The organism is Pseudomonas sp. GW822-FHT02G04, from assembly GCF_058802085.1.
On record NZ_JBXANU010000006.1, the window covers coordinates 34,301 to 52,461 of the forward strand.

General features: G+C 59.1%; 17 protein-coding genes. 10 read left to right on the top strand and 7 right to left on the bottom strand.

Annotated elements, in window-relative coordinates; genetic code table 11:
* The first annotated feature begins 146 nt into the window (after window positions 1-146).
* From AC1RO5_RS10260 to AC1RO5_RS10270, 3 genes are all read left to right on the top strand, one after another.
* Window positions 147-1,163 (top strand): class I SAM-dependent rRNA methyltransferase, encoded by a 1,017-nt coding sequence (locus AC1RO5_RS10260; RefSeq protein WP_493174797.1) that lies wholly within the window; start codon window positions 147-149, stop codon window positions 1,161-1,163.
* A 61-nt stretch (window positions 1,164-1,224) separates the two neighbouring features.
* Complete coding sequence (locus AC1RO5_RS10265; RefSeq protein ID WP_493174798.1) at window positions 1,225-4,212, top strand: DUF748 domain-containing protein; 2,988 nt, start codon at window positions 1,225-1,227, stop codon at window positions 4,210-4,212.
* Window positions 4,212-4,508 carry a DUF2845 domain-containing protein gene (locus tag AC1RO5_RS10270; RefSeq protein ID WP_493174799.1) on the top strand — a complete coding sequence of 99 codons (297 nt, stop codon included), beginning with the start codon at window positions 4,212-4,214 and terminating at the stop codon, window positions 4,506-4,508. The genes AC1RO5_RS10265 and AC1RO5_RS10270 overlap by 1 nt, the downstream gene beginning before the upstream one ends.
* A 325-nt stretch (window positions 4,509-4,833) precedes the next feature.
* On the opposite strand, the gene AC1RO5_RS10275 is transcribed toward AC1RO5_RS10270, so the two are convergent.
* Entirely contained in the window at window positions 4,834-5,190 is a 357-nt protein-coding gene (locus AC1RO5_RS10275; protein WP_019650991.1) for a BON domain-containing protein, read from the bottom strand.
* A gap of 320 nt (window positions 5,191-5,510) precedes the next feature.
* Window positions 5,511-5,921: a pilin gene (locus AC1RO5_RS10280; protein ID WP_493174800.1), complete on the bottom strand. Its 411-nt coding sequence runs from the start codon at window positions 5,919-5,921 to the stop codon at window positions 5,511-5,513.
* Between the two features lie 226 nt (window positions 5,922-6,147).
* Here AC1RO5_RS10280 and pilB point away from each other — a divergent pair, with 226 nt between their 5' ends.
* The 5 genes from pilB to yacG are packed head-to-tail and all read left to right on the top strand — an operon-like array spanning window position 6,148 to window position 10,759.
* On the top strand, window positions 6,148-7,848 hold the full coding sequence (gene pilB / locus AC1RO5_RS10285) for a type IV-A pilus assembly ATPase PilB (protein ID WP_493174801.1): 1,701 nt from the start codon (window positions 6,148-6,150) through the stop codon (window positions 7,846-7,848).
* A gap of 2 nt (window positions 7,849-7,850) precedes the next feature.
* Complete coding sequence (locus AC1RO5_RS10290; protein WP_493174802.1) at window positions 7,851-9,068, top strand: type II secretion system F family protein; 1,218 nt, start codon at window positions 7,851-7,853, stop codon at window positions 9,066-9,068.
* 1 nt (window position 9,069) lies between these two features.
* Window positions 9,070-9,942 (top strand): prepilin peptidase, encoded by an 873-nt coding sequence (locus AC1RO5_RS10295; protein ID WP_493174803.1) that lies wholly within the window; start codon window positions 9,070-9,072, stop codon window positions 9,940-9,942.
* Window positions 9,939-10,562, top strand: coding sequence for a dephospho-CoA kinase (coaE, locus tag AC1RO5_RS10300; RefSeq protein WP_493174804.1), 624 nt, complete (start codon window positions 9,939-9,941; stop codon window positions 10,560-10,562). The genes AC1RO5_RS10295 and coaE overlap by 4 nt, the downstream gene beginning before the upstream one ends.
* Window positions 10,559-10,759, top strand: coding sequence for a DNA gyrase inhibitor YacG (yacG, locus tag AC1RO5_RS10305; RefSeq protein WP_493174805.1), 201 nt, complete (start codon window positions 10,559-10,561; stop codon window positions 10,757-10,759). Before coaE ends, yacG begins: the two co-directional genes overlap by 4 nt.
* Window positions 10,760-10,768: 9 nt before the next feature.
* Here yacG and AC1RO5_RS10310 read toward each other — a convergent pair whose 3' ends face one another.
* Together AC1RO5_RS10310 and AC1RO5_RS10315 are read right to left on the bottom strand one after the other, a co-directional pair.
* Entirely contained in the window at window positions 10,769-10,984 is a 216-nt protein-coding gene (locus AC1RO5_RS10310; RefSeq protein ID WP_477814237.1) for a hypothetical protein, read from the bottom strand.
* A 63-nt stretch (window positions 10,985-11,047) separates the two neighbouring features.
* Window positions 11,048-11,737 carry an energy-coupling factor ABC transporter permease gene (locus AC1RO5_RS10315; RefSeq protein ID WP_493174806.1) on the bottom strand — a complete coding sequence of 230 codons (690 nt, stop codon included), beginning with the start codon at window positions 11,735-11,737 and terminating at the stop codon, window positions 11,048-11,050.
* Window positions 11,738-12,637: 900 nt separating this feature from the next.
* On the opposite strand from AC1RO5_RS10315, the gene AC1RO5_RS10320 reads away from it, so the two are divergent.
* The gene (locus tag AC1RO5_RS10320) at window positions 12,638-12,880 is read left to right on the top strand and encodes a DUF2790 domain-containing protein (RefSeq protein ID WP_493174807.1); all 243 of its coding nucleotides are present in this window, start codon (window positions 12,638-12,640) and stop codon (window positions 12,878-12,880) included.
* A gap of 8 nt (window positions 12,881-12,888) precedes the next feature.
* Here the strand turns inward: AC1RO5_RS10320 and AC1RO5_RS10325 are convergent, their stop codons facing one another.
* From AC1RO5_RS10325 to AC1RO5_RS10335, 3 genes are read right to left on the bottom strand one after another with little or no spacing between them, the layout of a single operon-like run.
* Window positions 12,889-14,157, bottom strand: a complete 1,269-nt coding sequence (locus tag AC1RO5_RS10325; RefSeq protein ID WP_493174808.1) for an OprD family porin — start codon at window positions 14,155-14,157, stop codon at window positions 12,889-12,891.
* 17 nt (window positions 14,158-14,174) lie between these two features.
* Window positions 14,175-15,395: a benzoate/H(+) symporter BenE family transporter gene (locus AC1RO5_RS10330; protein ID WP_493174809.1), complete on the bottom strand. Its 1,221-nt coding sequence runs from the start codon at window positions 15,393-15,395 to the stop codon at window positions 14,175-14,177.
* A complete protein-coding gene (locus AC1RO5_RS10335; RefSeq protein ID WP_493174810.1) occupies window positions 15,392-16,759 on the bottom strand; it encodes an aromatic acid/H+ symport family MFS transporter in 1,368 nt (455 codons plus the stop codon). Before AC1RO5_RS10335 ends, AC1RO5_RS10330 begins: the two co-directional genes overlap by 4 nt.
* 251 nt (window positions 16,760-17,010) lie before the next feature.
* Between AC1RO5_RS10335 and AC1RO5_RS10340 the strand changes: the two genes are divergently transcribed.
* Window positions 17,011-18,126 (top strand): AI-2E family transporter, encoded by a 1,116-nt coding sequence (locus AC1RO5_RS10340; protein WP_493174811.1) that lies wholly within the window; start codon window positions 17,011-17,013, stop codon window positions 18,124-18,126.
* Window positions 18,127-18,161: the final 35 nt, after the last annotated feature.

Consider the following 18,161-nt stretch of genomic DNA (forward strand, 5'->3'; position numbering starts at 1 on the left):
GCGTGGGAATGCAGCCAGGGGACGCTCCGCGTCCCGGAAGCAGACGCAGAGCGTCCGGTGAGGCATTCCCACGCAGAGCGTGGGAACGATCAGCCCATAGCTGTTAAACTCCCGCGCCCTCAATTCCCTCCAGCAAGGCGCCCAGCATGTCTTCCTTGAATCAGGCGCTGTGCGCCGCCCTTGATCGTCGCCAGGACCTGCTCGCCGAGCTGCATCAGCAAGGCACCGATTGCTATCGCCTGTTCCACGGCAGCCAGGAAGGTGCCGGCGGTTTGACCATCGACCGCTATGGCCCGCAACTGTTGGTGCAAAGTTTTCACCAGGCGCTGGAGCGTGACGCCCTGCTGCAATTGCACGAAATCGTCAATCAACAGCTGGGCCTCGATATCCTGCTGGTGTACAACGACCGTTCTCGCGGCAACTCGCGCATCGACCGCGAAGACACCGTCTACCGCGCGGACGAAGCAGCCCTGCAAGATTTGATCGGCCACGAATGGGGGCTGAACTACCGGGTTCGCGGGCGCCATGCCGGCCAGGATCCGTTGCTGTTTCTCGACCTGCGCAACGCCCGTGGCTGGGTCAAGGCACACAGCAAAAACAAAAGTGTGCTGAACCTGTTTGCCTACACCTGTGGCGTCGGCCTCTGCGCTGCGGCCGGTGGTGCCAGCGAGGTGTGCAACCTGGACTTTGCCGAAGGCAACCTGGCGGTCGGCCGCGAGAACGGTCTACTCAACCCACATTTGCCGACCATGGAATTTATCCAGTCCGATTACTTCCCGGCGATTCGTCAATTGGCCGGCCTGCCGATCAGCCAGCGTCGCGGGCAGAAACTGCCGAGCTATCAACGTCTGGAGCAGCGTCAGTACGATCTGGTGCTGCTCGATCCACCGGCCTGGGCCAAGAGTGCTTTCGGCACGGTCGACCTGCTGCGCGACTACCAGAGCCTGCTCAAACCGGCGCTGCTGACCACTGCTGATAATGGCGTGCTGATCTGCTGCAACAACCTGGCGAAGGTCAGCATGGACGATTGGCGCGAGCAAGTGCTGCGCTGCGCAGAGAAGGCCGGGCGCCCGGTGCGTGAGTGGACAGCGCTGACACCGGGCAGCGACTTTCCGTCGATGGATCAACAACCGCCGCTGAAAACGCTGATCCTGCAGCTCTGAAAATCCACACCCATTATCAGACAAATCCTATAAAGCGTGGTTGCTTCGGAACCGCAAACGCATGCCATACTCCAAGGCACTCCGATTCCGACAGATGAAGCCACACATGCCCAAAGGATTGATCCGCGCTATCGGCGCCTTGTTAACAGCCCTGGCCCTTTACAGCCTGCTGGGGTTTCTGATTTTGCCGGGCATCGCGTTGCGGGTTGCCAACCAACAACTGGCCAACTACGCCACAACGCCCGCGACGATTTCGCGGATCGAACTCAACCCGTTCAGCCTTGAAGTAACCCTTTGGGGCCTGATCATCGGCGAGCCGGGCAAGGAGCAAGTGGGCTTCGAACGCCTGTACGCCAACCTGCAGATCGACAGCCTGTGGACCAAGGCGCTGCACCTGTCCGATATCGAACTGGACAAGCCCAAGACTGAAATCCTCTTCGGCAAGGACGGCCAACTCAACCTGCTCGGGCTGTTCAAAATCCCCGCCAGCGAACCGACCCCGGTCGACCCGAATGCCAAACCCTTCCCGCTGCGCGTGGAGCGGATCAAACTGGCCGGCGGCTACGTGCATTTCGAAGATGCCCGGCCCAGCGAGCCGATCGAGTTCCTCTACGACAAACTCGATTTCGAGCTGAAGAATCTCAGCACCCTGCCCGACGACAACGCCGACATGACCCTGGTCGCGGTCGGCCCGGCCGGCGGGCAGATCGACTGGACCGGCAATTTCAGCCTGAGCCCGATCGCCTCCGAAGGTAAGTTGAAAGTCACCGACGGCCAGATGAAAGTCTGGTGGCCATACGTGCGCGATGCGCTGCCGCTGGTCCTGGAAAACGGTGTCCTGAACTTGAGCACCGACTACAAACTCAATCTGAACAAGGGCACCGAACTGCTGCTGAACAACGTCGCCGTCAGCGTTGCGCCTTTCGCCATCAAGGCGCCGGATGGTCGACCGCTGGCGAAGCTCGAACGGCTGGACATCAGCGACACCACCGTGGATCTGGCCAAGCAGCAAGTGGTGGTCGGCAAGATCCGCAGCCAGAAACTGGAAACCTGGGCCGCCCTCGAAGCCGATGGGCAACTCGATTGGCAAAAACTGTTCGCCAGCCAGCCGTCCAAACAGGCTGCCAAAGCCAACGCCGAACCCACCAGCACACCTGCGGCAGCCGATTCACCGAAGCCCGAACCGACCGCGCCGAGCAAGCCCTGGCAGGTGCTGCTCAAAGACGTGCAACTGCGTAATTATCAGGTGCACCTGGCCGACCGCAAGGCGCAACCCGCTGTGGCACTGGAGCTCGGCCCACTGAATCTGGACCTGCAGAATTTCGACAGCCTCAATGGTTCGCCTTTCAACCTCAAGCTCGACACGGGCGTGGGCAAGCAAGGCAAGATCATGGCAGACGGCACGGTCAATCTGGCCCCGATCAGCGCCAAACTGAACGTGCAGACCAGGGATATCGACCTGCGCGTCGCCCAGTCCTACATCAATCCGTTCATTCGCCTCGAACTGCGTAGCGGCATGCTGGGCAGTGATCTGGCGGTCGACTTGAAAAGCACCGAGCCACTGGCGTTCAGCGTCACTGGCCGGGCGCAGGTCGATCAACTGCATACCCTCGACACCCTGAAAACCCGCGACTTCCTCAAATGGCAGCAGTTGGTGCTCGAAGGCCTGAACTATCAGCACGGCGACAGCCTGTCGATCGACAAGGTCAACCTGTTCCAGCCCTATGCGCGCTTCATGATCAACGATGACCGCACCACCAACATCGATGACCTGCTGATCCCGCAACCGGCCGACTCCGGCGCCAAGACCGCCGCGGCCAAACCGGCAGCCGGAAACGAAAAACCGCTGGGCATCCACATTGGCGCAATTGCCATCAATGACGGTTCGGCGAACTTCGCCGACTTCAGCCTGACCCCGAACTTCGCCACGGCCGTTCAACAGTTGAATGGGCAGATCGGCACCATCGACAGTCGCCACGTAAAACCGGCCAGCGTCGACGTCAAAGGCAAGGTCGACCGCTATGCGCCGGTGACCATCAAGGGCTCGGTCAACCCGTTCGACCCAATGGCCAGCCTGGACATCGCCACCAGTTTCAAACGGGTGGAACTGACCACCCTGACGCCCTATTCCGGCAAGTTCGCCGGTTACCGCATCCGCAAGGGCCGGCTCAATCTGGATCTGCATTACAAGATCACCAATGGCCAGCTCCTGGCCGAAAACAAAGTGGTGGTCGAGCAGCTGCAACTGGGTGAAAAAGTCGACAGTCCGGATGCGGTTAGCCTGCCGCTGAAACTGGCGATTGCCTTGCTCAAGGATGTCGACGGCAAGATTTCCATCGAACTGCCGGTGAGCGGCGATCTGAACAACCCGCAGTTCAGCGTCATGCCGATCATCTGGCAGACCCTGCGCAATCTGATCGTGAAAGCGGCCGCGGCGCCGTTCAAAATGATTGGTGGGCTGGTCAGCGGCGGTGGTTCAGAGGATCTGGGTACCGTGGCGTTTGCACCAGGTTCAAGTGACTTGAACAAGGAAGCCGAAGCGACATTGATCAAACTGTCCCAGGCGCTCAAGGAGCGTCCGGCCCTGCGCCTGGAAATCGAAGGCACTGCCGCCAAGAGCAGCGACGGCCCGCTGCTCGCCGAGCAACGCCTGGAACGGGAATACCAGTACAACTACTACAAAATGCTCCAGCGCCGCGGTGACAAGGTGCCGGCCCAAGCCTCCATGCTGCAAGTGCCGGACAATGAGAAAGGCCCGCTGCTTGAAGGGATCTACCGCACGCGCCTCAAGATCCAGCCGCCCGCGGAATGGAAGGATCTGGGCAAGGAAGAACGCAGCAAAAAAATGCGTGAAAGCGTGATCGACTTCTGGAGTTCCAGCGAAGTGCTGTTGCGCCAACTGGGACAAGAGCGGGCCAGCAGCATCAAGGACTATCTGGTGGACAAAGGGCAGTTGGCCGATGACCGCGTGTACTTCATCGACGCCAACCTCGGTGAGGCCGAAAGCGATGGCCGCGTGGTGACGGCCATGCATCTGGATGCCGAGTGATGGACGCGCGCTGGCTTCTGAATCTGGCCTTGATGCTGGCCGCCGGCCAAGCCGTTGCGGCCGATACCCTGCGCTGCGGCAGCCAGCTGATCAGCGTCGGGGACAGGTCCAGCGAAGTGCTGCAAAAATGCGGAGAGCCTGTCGCACGTGACCTGCTCGGCTACAAGCGCAGCGCCAATCGCCGGGAAGAGTTTCAGGTCGAGGAATGGACCTACGGGCCCAACAGCGGGATGTACCAGTACCTGCGCTTCGAAGGAAACCGGTTGGTTCAAATCACCAGCAAACGCGGTAACTGAACCCACCACAAACCAATGTGTGGCGAGGGGGCTTGCCCCCGTTGGGGTGCGGAGCGCCCCTGAAACCCGTCACTGCGATCTTGAATGGGAAAGCGGTAACCGGTTTACGATTGCTTCGCAATCGAACGGGGGCAAGCCCCCTCGCCACAAAGGCTTGCTCCCACAGTTTTTTGCGTTGCTCCCAATAGAACAGGCCCCGACACGAATGTCGGGGCCTGTAACGGCCACGTCCTTGTGGCCTTTCGCATGAACTCTCAAAACGCGACAGACGTATGACTTGGCCCGCCTGCCGCATCTTCTCCCGGTCCAGGCGAGAAGCCTTGCCTTACTCGGCTTTCAGGCCGTCAGCGGACACCGCTTTGACGCCTTTGATTTTCTTGGCGATGGCCACGGCGGTGGTTTTCTGAGCTTCAGTCACCGCAACAGTGGACGACAGCGACACGACACCTTTGTTGGTTTCGACTTTGATGTCGGTGCCTGGGATGCCTTTTTCGGTCACCAGGTCTGCTTTGACTTTGGTCGTGATCCAGGTATCGGAAGTAGCCTCTTTGGCTTTGGTCACTTCACCGGCGGCCAGCGTCATGGGAGCCTGGGTGGTTTGGGTGGTCTGTGCAAATGCAGCGTTGACCATGGTCAGGGTCAGCGCGGTAGCAGTAGCGGCAGCGATCGCGAACTTCTTCATACGAGTAACTCCTGTTCTTCTGGAAAGTCTGCTGCGTGTCGTCTTGTCAGCAGGGTTACCTGAGAGAGTGCGAACGCTATGCCAACTGATCGATTAAAAATAAACACTTATAAATCAACAATTTAATAAAAATGACAATTTTCGAAATCATGCAAAATGCAAGAGTGCGAAATTATCGACATGCAACTTGCGGGTTTTAACGCAGGCCTAAGGCCATGAATTGTCGGGGTTTTCGTGATCATCCGAATCGCCCCCAAATGGCCAAAAAAAATGCCCCGCGTCGTGAGAAGCGGGGCATTGTTTATGCCGGGTGATATGGATCAGGTACCGGTGCAGCCTTTAGGTGCGTACTCTTGTAGAGCCGTAGTGGCGCATGTCCAGCCACCGGCGAGGGTACGCGAAAGCGTAATGGTTTTGCTGAGCACAGGCCCTGGAGCATTGAGGATCGTGCAGGCAATACTGCCCACACCGGTAGCGGTGGTACCCGATGCCGTAATCGTGCAATTACCTGTAGTCGCCGTACCGCCGATCAAAGCGAGGGTAGGATCTGTGCCCTGATTCATAATGTCTTCGAAAGGCACCTTCAGTGCCGAGATTTCTGCAAGCGCAGCGGTGACCTTCGCCCGTGATTGGTACTTCGAATACTGCGGCAATGCAAACGTCGCCAGAATCCCGATGATCGCCACCACGATCAACAGTTCGATCAAGGTAAAACCATTTTGATTTTTCATAGACAGGCTCCATGCATGAGTCGAAATCTCATGATCTGAACAGGGTACAGCACAGGTCATGCCAAGTCGTACATGCCCCTGCAGACGGGACTCGAGATCACGACAAAGATCTTTCCTACTCCCAGGATCCGCACTTTCTGACACTTTTTGTCACCTCACCTCGGCTGGTTTGGTTCCACTGCTTGACTAGGCTATAAGTCATTAACCGCCTGCGTCCGGAATCCCAATGAATGACATTGCCCTTAGCGGTCTGGCCAAGCAATTGGTATTGGCCGAGCTGATCACTGACCAAAGTGCGCAACAGGCGTATCAGCAAGCCCAACGCGATCGAATCTCGCTGGTCAGCTATCTGGTGCAGAACAAACTGCTGAAAAGCTGGCAGGTCGCCGAGGTGGCTTCGGAGCATTTCGGCATGGCCCTGCTGGACCTCAACTGCCTGGACAAAGACACCCAACCCAAGGGGCTGGTCAGCGAGAAACTGATCCGCCAGCACCACGCCCTGCCCCTCTGGCGACGCGGCAACAAACTGTTCGTGGGGGTTTCCGATCCGAGCAATCAACAGGTCATCAACGACATCCAGTTCAGTACCGGGCTGAACACCGAAGCCATCCTGGTCGAAGAAGACAAGCTCAGCGACGCCATCGAAAAATTCTTCGACAGCCACGCCACCGGCCTGGAAGAGATGGCCGATGTCGACCTCGACGGTCTGGACATCGAGTCGGTCGATGACCAGAAACAGGACGCCATCGCCGGACAGGATACCGATGACGCGCCCGTGGTGCGCTTCGTCCACAAGATGTTGCTCGATGCAATCAAGAGCGGTTCTTCCGACCTGCATTTCGAACCCTACGAAAAAATCTACCGCGTGCGGATGCGCACCGATGGCATCCTGCATGAAGTCGCCAAGCCACCGACGCAACTGGCCAACCGCATTGCTTCCCGACTCAAAGTCATGGCCAGTCTCGACATCTCCGAGCGGCGCAAACCCCAGGACGGGCGGATCAAGATGCGCCTGTCCAAGAGCAAGTCCATCGACTTCCGGGTCAACACCCTGCCGACCCTGTGGGGCGAAAAAGTGGTGATCCGGATCCTCGATCCGTCCAGTGCGCAAATGGGCATCGATGCCCTCGGCTACGAGCCGGAGCAGAAAGACCTGTACATGGCCGCCCTCAAGCAACCACAGGGGATGATCCTGGTGACCGGGCCAACTGGATCAGGCAAGACCGTGTCGCTCTATACCGGGCTGAACATCCTCAACACCGTCGACATCAACATCTCCACTGCCGAAGACCCGGTGGAAATCAACATGGAGGGCGTCAACCAGGTCAACGTCAATCCCAGGCAGGGAATGGATTTCGCCCAGGCGTTGCGCTCGTTTCTGCGCCAGGACCCGGACGTGATCATGGTCGGCGAAATCCGCGACCTCGAAACCGCCGAAATCGCCATCAAGGCCGCCCAGACCGGGCACATGGTGCTTTCCACCCTGCACACCAACAGCGCCGCGCAAACCCTGACCCGCCTGCACAACATGGGGATTCAGGGCTTCAACATTGCGACTTCGGTCAGCCTGATCATCGCCCAGCGCCTGGCGCGCAAGTTGTGCAGCCATTGCAAGAAACCCATCGAGATTCCCCGCGAGACGCTGCTCAAGGAAGGCTTCCCCGAGGAACGCATCGGCTCGTTCACGATCTATGAACCGGTCGGTTGCAATCAATGCAACGCTGGCTACAAAGGGCGAGTGGGGATTTATGAAGTGGTAAAGAACACCCCTGACCTGCAACGGCTGATCATGGCCGAAGGCAATTCACTGGAGATCGACCTCCAGATGCGCAAGGACGGCTTCAACGACCTGCGCACCTCGGGCTTGCTCAAGGCCATGCAAGGCATCACCAGCCTTGAAGAAATCAACCGGGTCACGAAGGACTGAATATGGCGGTCAAAGCAGCGAAAATCAGCGTGTATGCCTGGGAAGGCACGGATCGCAAAGGCGCGAGAATGACCGGCGAGTTGACCGGACAAAATCCAGCGCTGATCAAGGCCCAATTGCGCAAGCAGGGCATCAACCCGGGCAAGGTGCGGAAAAAATCCGCGTCCATTTTCAGTGCCGGTAAGCGCATCAAACCCTTGGACATTGCCCTGTTTACCCGGCAGATGGCGACCATGATGAAAGCCGGCGTACCGCTCCTGCAATCGTTCGAGATCATCGGCGAAGGCTTCGACAACCCGAACATGCGCAAACTGGTGGACGAGGTGAAACAGGAAGTCGCGGCCGGTAACAGCTTCGCCGCGGCCCTGCGCAAAAAGCCCCAGTATTTCGACGAGTTGTACTGCAACCTGGTGGACGCCGGCGAGCAGGCCGGTGCCCTGGATACCCTGCTGGAACGGGTGGCGACCTACAAGGAAAAGAGCGAAAGCCTCAAGGCCAAGATCAAGAAAGCCATGACCTACCCGTTGGCGGTGGTGTTCGTTGCGATCATTGTGACTGGCATTCTGCTGGTCAAGGTTGTGCCGCAGTTCCAGTCGGTATTCTCGGGGTTCGGCGCCGAACTGCCGGCGTTCACCGTGATGGTCATCGGCTTGTCGGAGTTCATGCAGGACTGGTGGTGGATGATACTCGGCGTGCTGGCCGGGGGGATCTTCGGCCTGCGCCATGCCTTCAAGAATTCCCCGGGCTTTCGCGACCGGACGGACACCTGGCTGCTGAAACTGCCGTTGGTTGGCGCGCTCATGTACAAGTCCGCCGTGGCCCGATACGCCCGCACCCTGTCGACGACGTTTGCCGCCGGCGTGCCACTGGTCGAAGCGCTGGAGTCAGTGGCGGGCGCGACCGGCAATATCGTGTTCAAGCGAGCGGTGTTACGCATCAAGCAGGACGTTTCGACCGGCATGCAGCTGAATTTTTCCATGCGTACCTCCGGCATCTTTCCGACCATGGCGATCCAGATGACGGCCATTGGCGAAGAGTCCGGCGCGCTGGACGACATGCTCGACAAGGTCGCGAGTTTCTATGAGGCTGAGGTGGACAACATGGTCGATAACCTGACCAGCCTGATGGAGCCATTCATCATGGTGGTGCTGGGGGTTATCGTCGGCGGGCTGGTAGTGGCAATGTACCTACCCATCTTCCAACTCGGCTCAGCGGTCTGATATGTCCTTGAACGAATTTCTGAGCCTCACCCCGCTGGCCTTTGTGATTACCGCGGGGCTGATCGGCCTGCTGATCGGCAGTTTTCTCAACGTGGTGGTCTGGCGCCTGCCGAAAATGCTTGAGCGTGAATGGCGCCTGCAGGCCCATGATGTACTGGACTTGCCAGTCGAAGCCCCCGGCCCGACTTACAACCTGATACTGCCCCACTCCGAGTGTCCTCACTGCGGCCATCGGATTCGAGTGTGGGAAAACATTCCAATACTCAGTTATCTGTTTTTGCGTGGACGATGCTCGAACTGCGCGGCGCCGATCAGTAAACGTTACCCGCTGACCGAACTGGCTTGCGCCCTGCTGTCGGCGTTCGTCGCCTGGCATTTCGGTTTCGGCTGGCAGGCCTGCATGGTGCTGGTCCTGAGCTGGGGACTGTTGGCGATGAGCCTGATCGATGCCGAACATCAACTGTTGCCGGACGTACTGGTGATGCCGTTGATGTGGCTGGGATTGATCCTCAACAGCTTCGGGCTCTTCGTATCACTGCATGACGCGTTCTGGGGCGCGGTGGCCGGCTACATGGCGCTGTGGACGGTGTTCTGGCTGTTCAAGCTGATCACCGGCAAGGACGGCATCGGCTACGGTGACTTCAAGCTCCTGGCGATGCTCGGCGCCTGGGGCGGCTGGCAGATCCTGCCCATGACCATACTGCTGTCATCGCTGGTAGGGGCCATTCTCGGGGTGATTTTGCTGCGCCTGCGGGATGCGAAAACCTCGACGCCGCTGCCCTTTGGACCTTATCTGGCCATTGCCGGCTGGATTGCCTTGCTCTGGGGTGGTCAAATAACCGGCTTCTATTGGCAGTTTGTCGGTTTGAAATGAATACCCCTGTGGAAAAACCCTGGATTCTCGGCCTGACCGGCGGCATCGGCAGCGGCAAAAGCGCGGCCGCGCAGCACTTCATCGACCTCGGCGTGCACGTGGTGGACGCCGATCATGCGGCTCGCTGGGTGGTCGAACCCGGCCGCCCGGCACTGGCGAAGATCGCCGAGCACTTTGGTCCCGGCGTGTTGCAAGCCGATGGCCAGCTGGATCGTGCGGCCCTGCGCAAGCTGATCTTCGAGGTGCCGGAAGAACGCCGCTGGCTCGAAGCGCTACTGCATCCGTTGATCGCCGAGGAAATCGCCCATCATCTGGCCAAGGCACAATCGCCTTACGCGATTCTGGTTTCGCCGCTGCTGATCGAGTCCGGGCAGTACGCCATGACCCAACGGGTCCTGGTGATCGATGCCCCGGAACAGTTACAGATCGAACGCACCCTGCAGCGTGACCAGACCAGCGAACAGCAAGTCCAGGCGATCCTCAAGGCTCAGTCCAGCCGACAGGACCGCGTGAACCATGCCGACGATGTGGTGGTCAACGACCGCGACCTCGCCTGGCTGCACAGCGAGGTCGAACGCCTGCATCACTTTTACCTTACTTTGCGTGGAGGCCAGTCATGAGCCAACCCCCGACCGTCGAATGCCCAACCTGTGGCGCCCCTGTCGAATGGAGCCCCGAGAGCAAGTTCCGGCCGTTCTGTTCGGACCGTTGCAAACTGATCGACCTGGGCGCCTGGGCGTCGGAAGAACACAAGATCCCGGTGCCCCCTGATGCCGAGGACGAGATGTTCAGCGGCGACTTCGACCCGCGTCACTGATCCCGGCCATCAGGGCCGCATAAAGCCATAGTCCTGGCCCTCGTCGAGGTTCTCGGCGAGAAACCGCAACTCATCGGCCAGGTCTTCGGTATTGCGTACTGCCTTGCTCTGCTGCACCACTGCACTGAGCAAGGCGCGCAAGCTCAATCCCGGATCGAAGCCCACCTCTTGCGCCACATCCAGACTCTGACGCAACTCCTGCCTGGCCCACTCGTAGACACTCATTTCGATGCTCCTGAAAGTTTTCCGAAGCATGGATTCGTCAGCGTTTTTTGGATTTGATGTGGATCAAGATTTGGGATCGTCATCTTTCCAGGGCGCCGATAGATAGCGCGTGCGATTGAACGTTTCCAGCCATTCGGGGCAGAACACCACCAACGCGCTGATCACCATGCCGTTGATGAACGCTTCCGGAAAAATCAGCAACCACAGGTAACCAACAAAGTCTTCCAGCCAGTACGGCATGGCGAATCGCTCGTCGTACCACAGCAGCGTGAGCGTCAGGATCAGGCACAACAAGGCCGACAGCGCAGCGGCAAAAAAACCGGAACAGAAGATGTACACGAAGGGATTACGCGGCTGCGCACGCTCCACCAGAATGGCGCAGCACTCGGTGACCAGCACCGGCAGCAGAATCAGCAGCGCTCCGTTTACGCCGACAGCGGCCAGGTCCTGACGCCCGAGCAACACCAATCCTGCTTGCGCGACCAACCCGCCGACAATCGCCAACGGACAATCCAGCAGTAAGGTCACGGCGGTCATGCCGATGAAGTGATAGGACACGCCGGTATCAAAGTCCCGTCGCACCAGCCACAGCATGAACAGCGCGAACACCGTACCGAACAGCAGATGCTGGCGACGGCTGTCGCTGAACAGTTCGACCCATGGCGCTCGCGCAATTGCCCAGATCAGCGCCGGTATATAGATCAGCCAACCCACCGTCAGGGTTTCGGATGACAGTAACTCGGCACCTATCATGGCTGGGCACACTCCCTTGTCTTGCCAGAAGAGAACAGGTCATCAGTCTACACCGCCCTTCGACTTTGCTCTGGAGGGGCGTTTTACGATTGGGGGGCATATTCGTTGCTGCGGTAATGGCGGCTCTTTGGTTGCGTACATATCCATTTTTTTGTAACGGCCACTTATGGTTCCGCCCTTACGGCGGGTCACTTTCGAAAAGCGCGAAAGTAACCAAAGCGCTTTTGCCCCTCCATTCGGTGCCTCGCCTAGGCTCGGCATGCCCTCACTCCGGCATTGCTCCGGGGGCCCGCCGCCATCGGCCATCCATGGCCGGGGGCGGCTACCGCGGCATCCCTGCCGCGGTGCCCCCTACGCAATGCCTGCGTTCGGCCTCTGGGAAAGGGGCGGATAGATCAAGATCAAAAACCAAAGCAACGGCAACGGCAACGGCAAGATCAAAAGATCGCAGCCTTCGGCAGCTCCTACAGGGGAATGCGTTCACTTGAAGTCAGGCCGGCCGGTAGGCCGCCTCGCTTTGGCTTTTGCGGTGCACGCCCCCTCGAGAGGCCGAGTGGAGGTTCTGCGCAGTGGGCAACCCGGCATGGATGCCGGGTTAGCCGCCCCCGGCCATGGATGGCCGATGGCGGCGGGCCCACGGAGCAGGACCGGAGCGAGGGCACCCTGAGCCTAGGCGAAGGGCCGAACGAAAGGGGCAAGAGCCTTTGGTTACTTTGGGCTTTTCAAAGTGACTCGCTGTAAGAGCGAAACCACCAGCCGGCACTACCGCAGAAACGGATATGCACACAATCAACAGCGATTATTACATTTCCTGCAAGACTGAATCAGACCCAACCCCCTTTATCACCCACAGGCAAAGACTAAAATTCAGACACTGGAACCCACACAGAGCACAGAAAAATGAAAACCCTGACCAGCCTGTTCCTGACCCTCGCAGCCACCTCGGCCCTGGCCGCCAACGAGCCAGCCGCTGCCACCCCGTACAACCCGGCACAGCCGCTGGACATCGCCAAAGTAGTTTCAGTGACAAACACCGCAACCGCCTGCGGAGTCGTGCCAGCGACCATGGAATATATCGATCATCAGGGCCAGACCCACCGCGTGACGTACGAAGTCATGGGTAATTGCACCACTGATCTGTGATCACCGGCTCATAACAACTTCCATGTGTAGCTGAGAATCAGGCGGTTCTCGTCGATATCACTGCGGTAGTTGGAACGCGCCATGGCGTTGCGCACGCGGATCCCGAGGCCTTTGAGGCTGCCGCTTTGCAACACATAGCCGATGTCCAGATCGCGCTCGCGATCCTTGCCTTCAAACCCCTTGCCGGTATCGACGTTATTGCCGGTGATGTAACGCACGGTGCTGGTCAGCCCCGGCACGCCGAGGGCGGCGAAGTCGTAGTCGTAACGCGCCTGCCAGGAACGCTCATCGGTGTAGGCAAACTCGTAGGTCGGCACCTCGTTGCCCAGCGGTGAGATGTTGGCAAACACTCGCGGAAAGGCGCTGTCGCCGAACATGCCCTGGTAGCCGACATAAAACGTGTGACCGCCGCGCTTGGCCGACAGCAAAGAGAAGAACGCCTGGTTGTCGATGTTGCCCAACAACTTTTTGCCGTCTTCGCGCGAATCGTAATAGCCAAGGTTGGCGCCCAGGGTCCACTCTCCCAGCGGCTCGCTGTGCTTGAAGCCGAGAAAGCGCTGGTTGTAGATGTCTTCCAATTGCCCGAACCAGGCGCTGACCGAGCTGCGTTTGTCATTGAAGGCGTAATCGGCGCCGGCAAAGTTGAAACCATCGCTGCTGACCTGACGCTGGGGTACATGACCGAGCATGGCTTGCATTTTTTCGTCACCGGCCTCGTTGCGCAGGCTGGTCGAACTCAAATGGCCGCCCTGCAAGGTCAGGCCTTCGATCTCATTGGAGCTGATGCTTGCGCCCTGATAGCTGGGCGGCAGCAGACGGATATCGCTGAAGGCCAGCACCGGCAGGTTGGGTTGCAGCTCACCCACCTTCAATTCGGTCTTGGAGTAACGCACCTTCAGCGCGCCTTCCAGACGACTGTATTCATTCGCCGCGCGTCCATCATCGTGCACCGGCAACAAACCGGTATTGACCCGATCCGGGCCGCTGTCTAGTTTGAGGCCGAGCAGGCCAATGACATCCACACCAAAACCGACAGGCCCCTGGGCGTAACCGGATTTGACGTTGAGAATGAAGCCCTGCGCCCACTCTTCGGCCTTCGACTGTTTATTGGCGCCGACGATGTCGGAGAAGTCCCGGCTGAAGTAGTAATTGCGCGCTTGCAAGGTGGCGGTGGTGTCTTCGATGAAGCCGCCCTCGGCGGCCATCGCGCCGGCGGAGAAACTCGAGACGACAGCCATGGACAACACTGAACCGGTTGTTGGGAAAATCTGTTTCATCGTTTTTTCTCTTATTTTTATTGATCGACAGGTTGAAGTGATTCGATTGCGGCGATTTCGCCGCTAGGGACGGGACGACGGGCGCTTAAAAACAAGTGGGTGACCATGCCGAAAATCAGTCCCCAGAAAGCGGCAGACAACCCAAACAGCGACATGCCCGAGGCGGTAGTGAGAAAGGTCACCAGCGCGGCTTCGCGATCACTCGGCACCGCCATTGCGCCAGCCAGTGCCCCGGCGATCGCGGCGAACAACGCCAGCCCGGCCAGGGCCGCGATCAGCTCTTTGGGGAACGCTGAAAACAACGAAACCAGCGTGGCGCCAAAGATCCCCAGCACCAAATAACAGAGACCGCCCGCAACCCCGGCCACATAGCGCTTGCCCGGATTTTCATGGGCCTCGGGGCCGGTACAAATGGCGGCGGTAATCGCCGCCAGATTCAGCCCGTGACAACCGAACGGCGCCAACAGCGCCGTGCCCAACGCACTGCTGGCGATGATCGGGCCGGCGGGCGTTGCGTAGCCGCTGGCGCGCAGCACCGCCATGCCGGGGACAAACTGGCCGGTCAGCGCCACCATCACCAGCGGCAAGGCGATATTCAGCGTCGCGCTCAAACTGAACGCAGGCGTGATCCACACTGGAGTGGCCAAACCGATCACCAGCGCTTCGCGGTGCAAATCACCGGCGAGAAACGCGATGGAACAGCCCACCAGCAGCACCATCAACACCGCATATCGCGGCATCACCCGTTTGCAGATCAGATACGTGGCAAACATCGCCAGCACCAGCAGCGGCTTGCCTTGCAACGAGACGAACAACCCGGTGCCGAAACTGAACAGAATCCCCGCCAGCATCGCCGCCGCAATCGCCGCGGGCAGCTTGCCGATGATCCGGTCAAATGCCCCCGACACCCCGACCAGAAAGATAATCAGGCTGCTGACCAGGTATGCGCCCACCGCTTCGGGCATGGAGATTCCCGGCAACAGCGCCACCAGCAACGCCGAGCCCGGCGCCGACCACGCGATGATCACCGGCACCCGGTAACGCAGGCTCAAACCGATGCCGAGCACGGCGCTGCCGATGGAAATCGCCCAGACCCACGACGACAGCACTTCTCGCGAGAGGTGCGCGGTTTCGGCAGCCTGAAAGATGATCACCAAGGGGCCCGCGTAGGAAATCACCGTCGCGATAAATCCGGCGACGGCAGCCGACAAGGAAAAATCCCGGAATAACGCTTTCATGAAACGTCGCCGACAGACCCGTCAGGCGAACCATGGCGCAGGCCCGACAGCGCTTGTTTGGCGCTACGCTGACTGCTGATCGCGAACACGGTCATGGCAATGGCGGCCACCGCACCGGGCAAGGCAAACGCCATGAAGTTCAGTTGCAGCGGCAGGCTGATCCCCAGCAAGGCACCGCCCAGCAGCGGGCCGACGATGGCGCCGTTGCGGCCGATGCCCGACGCCCAGCCCAAACCGGTGGAGCGAATGGCCATGGAGTAGAACTGCGCGGCGCAGGCGTACAGCAGAATCTGCGAGCCGATGGTGGTGGCGCCAGCGATGGCGATCAGCAGGTACAACACCGGCATCGGACTGTTGAAGCCAAGCAAGGTGATCGATGCCGCCGCAACGATGAAGAACCCCGCCAACACGCGCGGCAGGTTGAGTTTGTCACCCAGTACACCGCCGCCGACCGCGCCGAAAATGGCGCCGAAGTTGAGCACCAGCAGGAACGACAGGCTCGAGCCCAGGCTGTAACCGGCGTTGGCCATCAGTTTCGGTAGCCAGGAACTCAAGGCGTAGACCATCAGCAAGCAGCAGAAAAATGCCAGCCACAGCATCAGTGTGCGCAGCGCCCGCCCCTCACGAAACAACTGCAACACCGGGGTGCCGCTGCCCTTCACTTCGCTCATGTGCAGCTGATCGCCGGTTTGCGCGATGTACGCCGGATCGACTCGCTGGAGAATGTTGCGCGCTTCTTCATCACGCCCCTGACGCAGCATGAAACCCACCGATTCGGGCAGGAAGTACATGATCAACGGCAACAACAGCAACGGCAGCACCGCCACGTAAAACACCGACTGCCAGCCAAAACTCGGGATCAACACGATGCCAAGCCCCGCCGAAAGCATGCCGCCCACCGAGTAGCCGCTGAACATGATCGCCACCAGCGTGCTGCGGATTTTCTTCGGCGCGTATTCGTTCATCAGCGCCACGACGTTGGGCATCACCCCGCCAATGCCCAGCCCGGCAATGAACCGACAGAGGCCAAATTCGGTGGGGTTACTGGCAAAACCGTTGAGCACGGTAAAACCGCTAAACAGCATCACGCACAGGGTGATGGCTTTTTTGCGGCCGATCTTGTCCGACAGCGGGCCGAAAAACAGCGCGCCGAACATCATTCCAAACAGTGCGTAACTTCCCAATGCGCCGGCTTGCAGAGGACTGAGCCCCCACTCTTTCATCAGCATCGGCAACACCACGCCGTAGATCACCAAATCGTAACCGTCGAAAATGATGATCAGGGCGCACCAGAACAGCACCATCCAGTGAAAGCGGTTGAATCGTGCTTTGTCGATAACCTCGTGTACGTCAATCTTGCGCATGGCATCTATCTCTTGTTGTTGTTTTTTTAAGAGTCGGTAACGCGGCTAACGTCCGTATAGCCGAGGGTAAAGACGCCAGGCGCAGGGCAATATCCGCTTTGCGCAGATCGCTATCCGTTTTGTGCACTGCCCGGAACCGGGCGCTGGGTGGGGAAAGAGGGTCTTGAATCAGAGAAACCCGTGGCGAGGAGCACGTCTATGCTGGACTTACCCGGTTCATGCCTTTGCTCCTATCTACAGGAGGAAAATCGATGGTTCCCACGCCCATTTCCGAGAAGGCTTTCTCCCGAGGTCTGCTCGATGTACTGATTCGTGCCGGGTTGATTGCCGTTCTGGTGGTTTTCTGCTTCCAGATATTCAGTCCATTCCTCGATCTGATGCTGTGGTCGATAATCCTGGCAATCACCCTCTACCCATCGCAAGTCAGGTTCAAACGCGTGCTGGGAAACAAGGACGGGCTCAGCGCGACGCTGATCGTGCTGATCGCCATCTGCATCCTGATGGTGCCTGCCTATTTGCTGGGAACCTCGATTGCAGACTCCGTGGAACGGGCGATAAGCATGGTCAAAAGTGACAGTTTCCATATCCCCCCTCCGTCCGATGCGGTAGCCGGCTGGCCACTCGTGGGCAAACCCCTTCATGGCTTATGGACACAAGCTGTCACCAACCTGCCCGACCTGCTACAGAAGTTCATACCGCAAATCAAAGGTGTCAGCCTCTCCCTGCTGAGCAGGCTGGCGGGTGCCGGCATGGGGCTCCTTTTATTCATTTTCGCCCTGATTATTGCCGGTATTTTTTTAGCCTATGGTGAAAGTGGCCACCGCAGCGCAGTGCAAATCGCTTCGCGCTTCTGCGGTCCGGTCAAGGGACCGAAAATCACCGAGCTGTGCACCGCGACCATCCGGGCAGTGGCGTTGGGCGTGGTCGGCATCGCCTTCATTCAGATGCTGTTGATCGGCATCGGCTTTGTGTTCATGGGCATCCCCGGCGCAGGTCTTCTCGCCTTGGCGGTACTGCTTATTGGCATCATGCAATTACCGGCCACCCTGATTACCGTTCCGGTCATCGTCTACGTCTTCGCGAGCGAAGGTGCCAGTACGGCGACCATTGTGTTTGCCATCTATGTCTTCGTTGCGGGCCTGGTAGATAACGTCCTCAAACCGTTGCTGCTAGGTCGAGGTGTCGATGTGCCAATGCCGGTGGTGCTGATCGGTGCCTTGGGCGGCATGGTCACGAGCGGTATCCTCGGCCTGTTTATCGGCCCCGTGATACTGGCGGTCGGCTATCGGCTGTTCTGGCAATGGGTGGACGATCAAGCGCAAGAACCCGGGCCAGACAACCAGGGACCGACGCTGCTGACTCCATAGGCACGCCAGAAAAGGCTCTATCTGAAAAAAATCGC

Bases quoted from the DNA above. Each gene is read 5' to 3' on its own strand.
- AC1RO5_RS10315 (WP_493174806.1), bottom strand. From the start codon at position 11,737: ATGATAGGTGCCGAGTTACTGTCATCCGAAACCCTGACGGTGGGTTGG.
- AC1RO5_RS10290 (WP_493174802.1), top strand. From the start codon at position 7,851: ATGGCGGTCAAAGCAGCGAAAATCAGCGTGTATGCCTGGGAAGGCACG.
- AC1RO5_RS10310 (WP_477814237.1), bottom strand. From the start codon at position 10,984: ATGAGTGTCTACGAGTGGGCCAGGCAGGAGTTGCGTCAGAGTCTGGAT.
- AC1RO5_RS10275 (WP_019650991.1), bottom strand. From the start codon at position 5,190: ATGAAGAAGTTCGCGATCGCTGCCGCTACTGCTACCGCGCTGACCCTG.
- AC1RO5_RS10270 (WP_493174799.1), top strand. From the start codon at position 4,212: ATGGACGCGCGCTGGCTTCTGAATCTGGCCTTGATGCTGGCCGCCGGC.
- AC1RO5_RS10325 (WP_493174808.1), bottom strand. From the start codon at position 14,157: ATGAAACAGATTTTCCCAACAACCGGTTCAGTGTTGTCCATGGCTGTC.
- AC1RO5_RS10295 (WP_493174803.1), top strand. From the start codon at position 9,070: ATGTCCTTGAACGAATTTCTGAGCCTCACCCCGCTGGCCTTTGTGATT.
- AC1RO5_RS10320 (WP_493174807.1), top strand. From the start codon at position 12,638: ATGAAAACCCTGACCAGCCTGTTCCTGACCCTCGCAGCCACCTCGGCC.
- yacG (WP_493174805.1), top strand. From the start codon at position 10,559: ATGAGCCAACCCCCGACCGTCGAATGCCCAACCTGTGGCGCCCCTGTC.
- coaE (WP_493174804.1), top strand. From the start codon at position 9,939: ATGAATACCCCTGTGGAAAAACCCTGGATTCTCGGCCTGACCGGCGGC.
- AC1RO5_RS10260 (WP_493174797.1), top strand. From the start codon at position 147: ATGTCTTCCTTGAATCAGGCGCTGTGCGCCGCCCTTGATCGTCGCCAG.
- AC1RO5_RS10340 (WP_493174811.1), top strand. From the start codon at position 17,011: ATGGTTCCCACGCCCATTTCCGAGAAGGCTTTCTCCCGAGGTCTGCTC.
- AC1RO5_RS10265 (WP_493174798.1), top strand. From the start codon at position 1,225: ATGCCATACTCCAAGGCACTCCGATTCCGACAGATGAAGCCACACATG.
- AC1RO5_RS10280 (WP_493174800.1), bottom strand. From the start codon at position 5,921: ATGAAAAATCAAAATGGTTTTACCTTGATCGAACTGTTGATCGTGGTG.
- AC1RO5_RS10330 (WP_493174809.1), bottom strand. From the start codon at position 15,395: ATGAAAGCGTTATTCCGGGATTTTTCCTTGTCGGCTGCCGTCGCCGGA.
- AC1RO5_RS10335 (WP_493174810.1), bottom strand. From the start codon at position 16,759: ATGCGCAAGATTGACGTACACGAGGTTATCGACAAAGCACGATTCAAC.
- pilB (WP_493174801.1), top strand. From the start codon at position 6,148: ATGAATGACATTGCCCTTAGCGGTCTGGCCAAGCAATTGGTATTGGCC.